Source organism: Micrococcus sp. ACRRV (assembly GCF_022346985.1).
Taxonomy (GTDB): Bacteria; Actinomycetota; Actinomycetes; order Actinomycetales; family Micrococcaceae; genus Micrococcus; species Micrococcus porci.
On record NZ_JAKRNH010000121.1, the window covers coordinates 1 to 6,872 of the forward strand.

The 6,872-nt window shown below is 77.0% G+C and carries 8 protein-coding genes; 5 read left to right on the forward strand and 3 right to left on the reverse strand.

Features of this window, described 5'->3' with window-relative positions:
• Positions 1 to 85 precede the first annotated feature (85 nt).
• On the reverse strand, positions 86 to 835 hold the full coding sequence (locus MHY29_RS10595) for a LysM peptidoglycan-binding domain-containing protein (RefSeq protein WP_239241093.1): 750 nt from the start codon (positions 833 to 835) through the stop codon (positions 86 to 88).
• 162 nt (positions 836 to 997) lie between these two features.
• On the opposite strand from MHY29_RS10595, the gene MHY29_RS10600 reads away from it, so the two are divergent.
• Complete coding sequence (locus MHY29_RS10600; protein WP_239241095.1) at positions 998 to 1,561, forward strand: hypothetical protein; 564 nt, start codon at positions 998 to 1,000, stop codon at positions 1,559 to 1,561.
• Positions 1,562 to 1,579: 18 nt separating this feature from the next.
• Here the strand turns inward: MHY29_RS10600 and MHY29_RS10605 are convergent, their stop codons facing one another.
• Positions 1,580 to 1,807: a helix-turn-helix domain-containing protein gene (locus MHY29_RS10605; RefSeq protein ID WP_224354593.1), complete on the reverse strand. Its 228-nt coding sequence runs from the start codon at positions 1,805 to 1,807 to the stop codon at positions 1,580 to 1,582.
• A gap of 222 nt (positions 1,808 to 2,029) precedes the next feature.
• Between MHY29_RS10605 and MHY29_RS10610 the strand changes: the two genes are divergently transcribed.
• The 3 genes from MHY29_RS10610 to MHY29_RS10620 are packed head-to-tail and all read left to right on the forward strand — an operon-like array spanning position 2,030 to position 5,749.
• Positions 2,030 to 2,677, forward strand: a complete 648-nt coding sequence (locus tag MHY29_RS10610) for a flagellar biosynthesis protein FlgA (RefSeq protein ID WP_224354594.1) — start codon at positions 2,030 to 2,032, stop codon at positions 2,675 to 2,677.
• A gap of 1 nt (position 2,678) precedes the next feature.
• Complete coding sequence (locus tag MHY29_RS10615) at positions 2,679 to 4,277, forward strand: ATPase (RefSeq protein ID WP_239241097.1); 1,599 nt, start codon at positions 2,679 to 2,681, stop codon at positions 4,275 to 4,277.
• Complete coding sequence (locus MHY29_RS10620) at positions 4,247 to 5,749, forward strand: sensor histidine kinase (RefSeq protein ID WP_239241099.1); 1,503 nt, start codon at positions 4,247 to 4,249, stop codon at positions 5,747 to 5,749. The genes MHY29_RS10615 and MHY29_RS10620 overlap by 31 nt, the downstream gene beginning before the upstream one ends.
• Positions 5,750 to 5,777: 28 nt before the next feature.
• Here MHY29_RS10620 and MHY29_RS10625 read toward each other — a convergent pair whose 3' ends face one another.
• Complete coding sequence (locus MHY29_RS10625; RefSeq protein ID WP_224354597.1) at positions 5,778 to 6,026, reverse strand: WhiB family transcriptional regulator; 249 nt, start codon at positions 6,024 to 6,026, stop codon at positions 5,778 to 5,780.
• A 375-nt stretch (positions 6,027 to 6,401) separates the two neighbouring features.
• Between MHY29_RS10625 and MHY29_RS10630 the strand changes: the two genes are divergently transcribed.
• Positions 6,402 to 6,848 carry a hypothetical protein gene (locus MHY29_RS10630; protein ID WP_224354598.1) on the forward strand — a complete coding sequence of 149 codons (447 nt, stop codon included), beginning with the start codon at positions 6,402 to 6,404 and terminating at the stop codon, positions 6,846 to 6,848.
• Positions 6,849 to 6,872: the final 24 nt, after the last annotated feature.

A 6,872-nucleotide genomic window follows, 5' to 3' on the forward strand; every position in this document is an offset into this window, starting at 1 on the left:
GTCATGGGGTCCTCCTGTGCGGGGCGGTGTGCGGGTCGGTCGGCGGACGTGCGGATCATCGTGCGGTCGGCGCGGACGGAGTGCGTCATGGGGTGCCGCCTCGCTGGACGTGCGGGGTGAAGTCGGGGGCGGTCAGGACCGTCCCGGGGAGGATGAGGTTCGGGTCCTCGCCGATGAGGTGCCGGTTGTGCCTGTGCCACTCCCGCCACCGCCGGTCGACCTCGCGCGGGGTGGCGTCCGGGCCCAGCTCGTCCGCTGCGATGTCCCACAGGCAGTCCCCGGCCCGCACGGTGACGGTGGGACGGTCCCCCGTGTCACGCGGGGCGGCGGGGGAGCCCGGCTGCGGCGTCGGCGGGGCGCCAGGCGTCCAGGCGGCGTCCGGCAGCGTCGGGGAGGCGGCGGGCGACGTCCACGACGCGTCCACCACGGCGGCCGACGGCGCGGGAGGGGCGTCCGCCCAGGCCGCCGGGGCCGCGAGCAGCTGCGCGCCCAGCACCGCCGCGCCGGCGCGGCGCAGCAGGGCGGGGGTCATCCGCTCGCCCAGACGAGACCAGCCGAGGTGCCCCGTGCGTCGGCCCAGGGCCAGTGCCGCGAGGCCGAGGAGACCCAGGGCCCACCAGGCCGCGAGTGCGAGTCCGAGACCGGCGGCGCCGAGGCCGAGGGTCCGACCGAGCGCCGCGTCCGGGGTGGGTGCGGCCGGTCCCAGCAGCGTGACGGCGGCCCAGCCGAGGGCCGGCACGGCCGCGGCCAGCACCGCCAGCGCGGCGACGTCGAGGGCCGAGGCGCGCGGGGCGTGGACCCCTGCGGCGGGCGGCTGTGATGCGACGAATGACATGGTCCCCTCCGACCGTCGTCTGGACGGCTCCCGTGCCGTCGTGAACGTTCTGTCCTGAAGTGAACCGTACGGGTCGGATGGTTGTCAATGTTGTCGTTTGATGATGTTCGATGAGCCTCGAGGGCCCGACGGCGGTGCGGGAGGTCGGACTAGTCTGTGCGCATGCGATGGGACGGGCTGTTCGAGGACCTGGAGGCGCGCTGGTCCGCGCTGGAGTGGGACGCGACGCGCGCCGAGGCCGCCGAGCTGACCCGGGGGGAGTGGGCGGCGCTCACGCTCGAGGAGCGGCTCCGCGGCGCGCGGGGCGAGACGGTGCGCCTGCACCTGGCCTGGGGGGAGCACCGCGACGTCCGCCTCGGGACGGTCGGCGACGGATGGGTGTCCGTGAACGCCGCCGCGGCCGACTCCCTGCTGGTGCCCCTGACGTCCGTCGTCGCCTGGGAGGGGCCACTGGGCACGGCCAGCACCGCGCCCGAGGGCGTGCGCTCCCGGCCCGGCCTCCCCGCGGCGCTGCGTCAGCTGGCGCGGGCGCGCGCGGCGGTGCGGGTCGTGGCGGGGAACGGCGTCGAGCTGGGGGAGGGGACGATCGACAGGGTGGGCCGGGACCACGTGGACCTGGCCCGGCACCCGCGCGACGAGGCGCGGCGCGCGGGGCAGGTGCGGGGCCGGCTCGTCGTGCCGCTGGCCGCCCTGGGCCTGGTCGCGACGCCGGGCCCCCTCGGCTGAGGCTCCGCGGCCGCGTGCTCAGGCGCCGTGCCCGGCGTCCTCGCGCGTCCGCTCGGCCACGCGGGAGCGGGTCAGCTCGCGCTGCCGCTCGACGTACTCGTCCAACCAGCCGGCCTCGATGCGCCACTGGCCCCGGCCGCCCACCTGGATCGCCTGGAGCTGCCCGGTGCGCACCAGGGTCCGGGCCTGGCCGACGGAGACGTTCAGCACCTCGGCGACGTCGGTGAGGGTCAGGAACTGCGGCACGGGTCCTCCAGGGTCGAGACGGGGCGGCCGCCGGGCGGCCGGTCCCCACCATTCAACCGTGTCCCAGGCCTCCGTGCCTCCCCTGTCCACAGGGTGGGGGGCCCTACGCTGGATGCGCGCCCGGCCTGGCTACCCTGGGACGCACGCGGAGGGTGCGGCGCTGACGGGGCGCTCGGCTCCGCGTGGCCCGTCGTCGCGGGCTCCACGAAGGGGGGACCTCTCATGACCACCGATCCGACCGCGCCCGCCGAGGGGGCACGACTGCGCCGCCCCCGCTGGCGCGACCCCCGTCTGCTCGTGGGGCTCGTGCTCGTGCTCGCCTCCCTGGCCGGGGTGACGGCGATCGTCGCCGGTGCGCAGCGGACGCAGACGTACTGGGCGGCCGCCCGCGACCTCGCGCCGGGGGCTCCCGTTCCCGCGGATGCGTTCGTCCCCGTGGACGCCAACCTCGCCGACGCCGCGGGACACTACCTCCGGGCGGATGCCCCGGCCCCGGCGGGCAAGGTCGTCGGCGCGGTCGTGCGGGCCGGGGAGCTGGTGCCCGCGGACGCCCTGGCGGACGTGGACCCGCAGCGCCGCCGCCCCGTGGGGGTGCAGCTGGCCGAGCCGCTGCCCGCCGGCACGTCCGCGGGGGACCGCGTCGACGTGTGGGTCGCCGCCCGGCAGGATGACGGGCGGGACTACGAGGCACCCCGACGGATCGCCGAGGGCCTCGAGATCTCCGAGCTGACGGAGGCCGAGGGCGGCTTCGGCACCGGCGCCACGACGCGCCTGCAGCTGATGGCGGGCGAGGACGTGCTCGCGCAGCTGCTGGACGCCAAGGTCTCCGAGGCGCGCATCACCGTGGTCCCCGCCCTCGGGGAGGGCTGACGTGCGCGTCGCGCTGGCCACCACGCTGATGCCCGGCCGGGACCACGTGGGACCCCTGGAGCAGGCCCAGGCCGAGGTCACGGTCGTCCGCCGTGCCGAGGACCTCGCCGAGCTCCTCGCCGCAGCCCGGTCGGGACTGGTCGACGCCGTGCTCGTGGCGGGTGACCTGAGCGCCCTCGCGCGGGGCTTCGTCGACGAGGTCCGCGAGGCGCCGCGGCCCGTGGCCGTGGTCGCCATGGGCGAAGTGCGGGCCGAGCGCGAGCGGGTCCGCACCCTCGGCGTCCCCTGTCTCTCCGCCGACGCCGACCCGCTGGCCCTGGCGGCCGCGGTCCAGTCGGCCGTCCGGGCCCGTCTGACGGGCGCGCGTCCGGAGCTGGGCTCGGAGACGCCCCCGGCGGATCCTCCCGCGCCCGCACCCGGCACCCCGGACGGCGGCGACCCCGAGGCGGTCCGCGTGGCCGCCGTCCGGGACCGCGAGGGCACCCCACGCCTCCCGGAGCCGAACCCCGTGCGCGTGGACGCCCTGGCCGCGAGCGAGGTCGACGCGCTCTTCACCGAGGAGACGTCCCCTGTCGCCGCCGCGGACGAGGCGGGGCCGGCGTCGCCGGAGGCGGCCGGAGCGGACGCCGTCACGGCGTCGCCGGCCGACACGGCGCCCGAGGACGGCGCCGAGGGCGGCCCCGAACGGGGGCGGACAGGTCGGACCGTCGCGGTCTGGGGGCCCACCGGCGCGCCCGGGCGCACCACGGTCGCCGTCAACCTGGCGGCCGAGTCCGCCGTCGCGGGACTGCGCACCCTGCTCGTGGACCTGGACACCTACGGCCCGTCCGTCGGGGTGCACCTGGGGCTGACGGAGGAGACGGCGGGGCTGGCCCGCGCCGTCCACCGCGCGGAGCGCGGCAGCGTCACACGGGAGGACCTCGTGGACGCGGCCGTGCGGGTGCGGGTCGCCGGCGGCGACCTGGACGTCCTCACCGGGCTCACCCGGCCCGACCGGTGGCCCGAGGTGCGCCCGGGCGCGCTGCGGGAGGTCCTCCAGGCCGCCCGCGACGGCTGGGACCGGGTGGTCCTGGACCTCGGGTTCTGCGTCGAGGAGGACGAGGAGCTCTCCTTCGACGTCCCCGCCCCGCAGCGCAACGGCGCCACCCTCGCCGGCCTCGCCGCCGCGGACCGGGTGCTCGTGGTCGGGGGTGCCGACGCGGTGGCCATGCCCCGCCTGCTGCGCGCCGTGGAGGCCCTGCCGGCGGGTGTCGAGCCGGACCGCGTCCGGGTCGTCGTCAACCGGGTGCGGCCGCAGGCCTCCGGGGTGGCCCCGCAGGCCCAGGTGGCGGGCGTCTGGGAGCGGTACGGCCCGCCGATCCCGCTCGTCGCCCAGCTCCCCTGGGACCCGGGTGCGGCCGACCGGGCGCTGCTGGGCGGCCAGGTCCTCGCTGAGGCGGCCCCGGGCAGCGCGCTGCGCGCCGCCGTCCTCGAGCTGGCCCGCCTGGACCCGGCGGTGGCGGCCCGCACGCAGAACGCGGGCCGGGGTCGTCGGCCGGCCGTGCGCGGCCTGCGTCGTAGGCTGGCCCCATGGTCAGCACCATCGCCTCGGACCCCCTGAACACGCACCCCGACCTGGGCGCGGAGGACCGGGCGTGGCTCCAGCAGCTCGTGGGGGACTGGCAGCTGATCGCGGACCTCGCGCTGGCCGACCTCGTGCTCTGGTGCCCGCTGCCCGTGGAGGTCGACGGCACGGGCCACCTGGCCATGGCGCAGGTGCGGCCTTTCACTGCGCCCACGCTGTTCCACCGGGACATCGTGGGCTCGCGGGCGCGTGCCGACCTCCGCGCCCTCGTGGACCGCGTGTGGGCCGCCGGGGCGCCGGCGGACGGCACGGGCCCGCTCGTGGAGCCCGGCGCCACGCTGAAGGTGCGGCTGTGGCCCGTCGTGCGGGCCGGGCGGGTGGTGGGCGTGGTGAGCGCCCACGAGGACCCCCGCACCCGCCCCGCGCGCTCGGCGGTGGAGGACAACTACCGCACCAGCGCGGACACGCTGCTGGACATGGTTCAGCACGGCCGCTGGCCGAACCCCGAGGACCCGCCGGCGTACTGGATCGGCGGGACCCCGCGCGTCGGCGACGGCCTGGTGGTCCTCGGCGACGATTCGCGGGCCACCTTCACCAGCCCGAACGCGGTCTCCGCGCTCCGTCGACTGGGCCTGCCCACGACCCTGGCCGGCCACTCGCTCACCGAGCTGCTCGGGGGCACCGAGGCCGCCCGCCGGCCGGTGGAGGAGGGCTCCTGGGCCATGCTCAACGGCCAGCGCGCCGGGCGCACAGAGGTCCAGGCCAACGGTGCGACGCTCACGGTTCGCTCCGTGCCGCTGCGGAACCGGGACGGCTGGTGCGGGGCCCTGATCATGCTGCGCGACGTCACCGAGCTGCGCCGCCAGGAGCAGCGGCTGATCAGCAAGGACGCCACCATCCGCGAGATCCACCACCGGGTGAAGAACAACCTGCAGACCGTGGGGTCGCTGCTGCGCATGCAGGCCCGGCGCTCGGACTCCCCGGAGACCGGGCGGGCCCTGCGCCAGGCGATGCAGCGGGTGGACACCATCGCCCTCGTCCACCAGACGCTGAGCGAGCAGATCGACGCCCAGCTCTCCGTGGACGCGCTGATGGCCCGCCAGTTCCGCCTGGCCGTGGAGGTTGCGGGCGACGGGCGGCCGCTGGGCACCCGGGTCGAGGGCACCTTCGGAGAACTCGCGTCGCACGTCGTGACCTCGGTCGCCCTCGTGCTCAACGAGCTGGCCACGAACGCCGTGGAGCACGGCACCGGCGAGGAGGGGGGAGTCGTCTCGCTCCAGGCGCACCGGGAGGACACCCCCGCCGGCGACGTCCTGGTGTTCAGCGTGACCGACGGCGCGTCCGGGGAGGACGGTCCGGGAGCGGGGTTCGTCCCTCAGCCTGCGCCGAACGGCCTGGGGCTGCGGATCGTGCACTCGTTGGTCGAGGGGGACCTGCGCGGGTCCATCCAGTGGCGGCGGATGCCCGACGGCGGCACCCGGGTGACGGTGCGCCTGCCGGTGGAATGAGGGTCGCCCGCGGCGGACGCGGGCCGGGTCAGGAGGCGCGCCGGGCGCGCGCGGCGCGGCGCTTCATGGCGCGGCGCTCGTCCTCGCTCATGCCGCCCCAGACGCCGGAGTCCTGGCCGGACTCCATGGCCCACTTGAGGCACGTGTCGATGACCTCGCAGGTGCGGCACACGGCCTTGGCCTCCTCGATCTGCAGGAGGGCCGGGCCCGTGTTGCCGACGGGGAAGAACAGCTCGGGGTCCTTGTCGAGGCAGGCTGCCTTGCTGCGCCAGTCCATGGTGGTGCTCACTTCCTGTGTCGGTGCCCCGGCGGGGCGGTCGACCCGCGGGTCGACGGCTGCGCGCGCGGCGGGCCCGGGCGGTGCGCCTCGGACGGCCCGGGCACGACGCGGCCCGGTCAATGCGACGGGGACCGCATCAGTCGAAACGGTCCCCGGGAAACTGTTGACCTCGATCTTCCCACGGGCATGCAAGGTGAACAAGAGGTGAAGGAGTCGTCTGCGGCGCACCCCCGTGAGGCGTTGGTCACATCGGAGGGCCGTCTGATCCCGTGCGGGGACGCTCCGGGGCGTAGCGTGAGGGGCATCGCGGGCGCACCGGATGGCAGGGGCGCCCGCTCGTCCCCCGTGACCGCAGCCCCTGGAGGTCCCCGCATGAGCTCGTCGATCCCCGCCTCCCCGTCCGGGCGCCGGAGGATGCCCGCCCAGGCCGTCGTGGTGGCCGGGGTCCTGGGCCTCGAGGCCCTCACGCTGGTCTGGCTCGCCGTCGACGGCGTCGCCCACCTCGGGGCGGGCGCCCTCCCCACGGCCGCGGGGGTGTTCCTCGTGGTCGTCTACGTGCTCCTGGCTGCGTGGGTCGGCGCCGTCTGCGGAGGCATGGTCCGCGGCCGGCGGTTCAGCCGCGGCGCCGCGGTGGCGATCCAGCTCTTCGCCGTGATCCTGTCGACCTGGCTGATGAGCATCGGTGCGCCGATCGCCGGCGGGCTGCTGCTCGTCGGCTCGGGGGCGGCGCTGCTGTGCCTGTTCTCGGGCGCCGTGCAGGCGCACCTCGCCGGGCCCGACGCCGGCCGACCGGACGCCGGCCGACCGGACGTCGGCTGAGCGGCGTGGTCCCGCCGGGGGGGG

Bases quoted from the DNA above. Each gene is read 5' to 3' on its own strand.
- MHY29_RS10595 (WP_239241093.1), bottom strand. From the start codon at position 835: ATGTCATTCGTCGCATCACAGCCGCCCGCCGCAGGGGTCCACGCCCCG.
- MHY29_RS10600 (WP_239241095.1), top strand. From the start codon at position 998: ATGCGATGGGACGGGCTGTTCGAGGACCTGGAGGCGCGCTGGTCCGCG.
- MHY29_RS10610 (WP_224354594.1), top strand. From the start codon at position 2,030: ATGACCACCGATCCGACCGCGCCCGCCGAGGGGGCACGACTGCGCCGC.
- MHY29_RS10620 (WP_239241099.1), top strand. From the start codon at position 4,247: ATGGTCAGCACCATCGCCTCGGACCCCCTGAACACGCACCCCGACCTG.
- MHY29_RS10625 (WP_224354597.1), bottom strand. From the start codon at position 6,026: ATGGACTGGCGCAGCAAGGCAGCCTGCCTCGACAAGGACCCCGAGCTG.
- MHY29_RS10630 (WP_224354598.1), top strand. From the start codon at position 6,402: ATGAGCTCGTCGATCCCCGCCTCCCCGTCCGGGCGCCGGAGGATGCCC.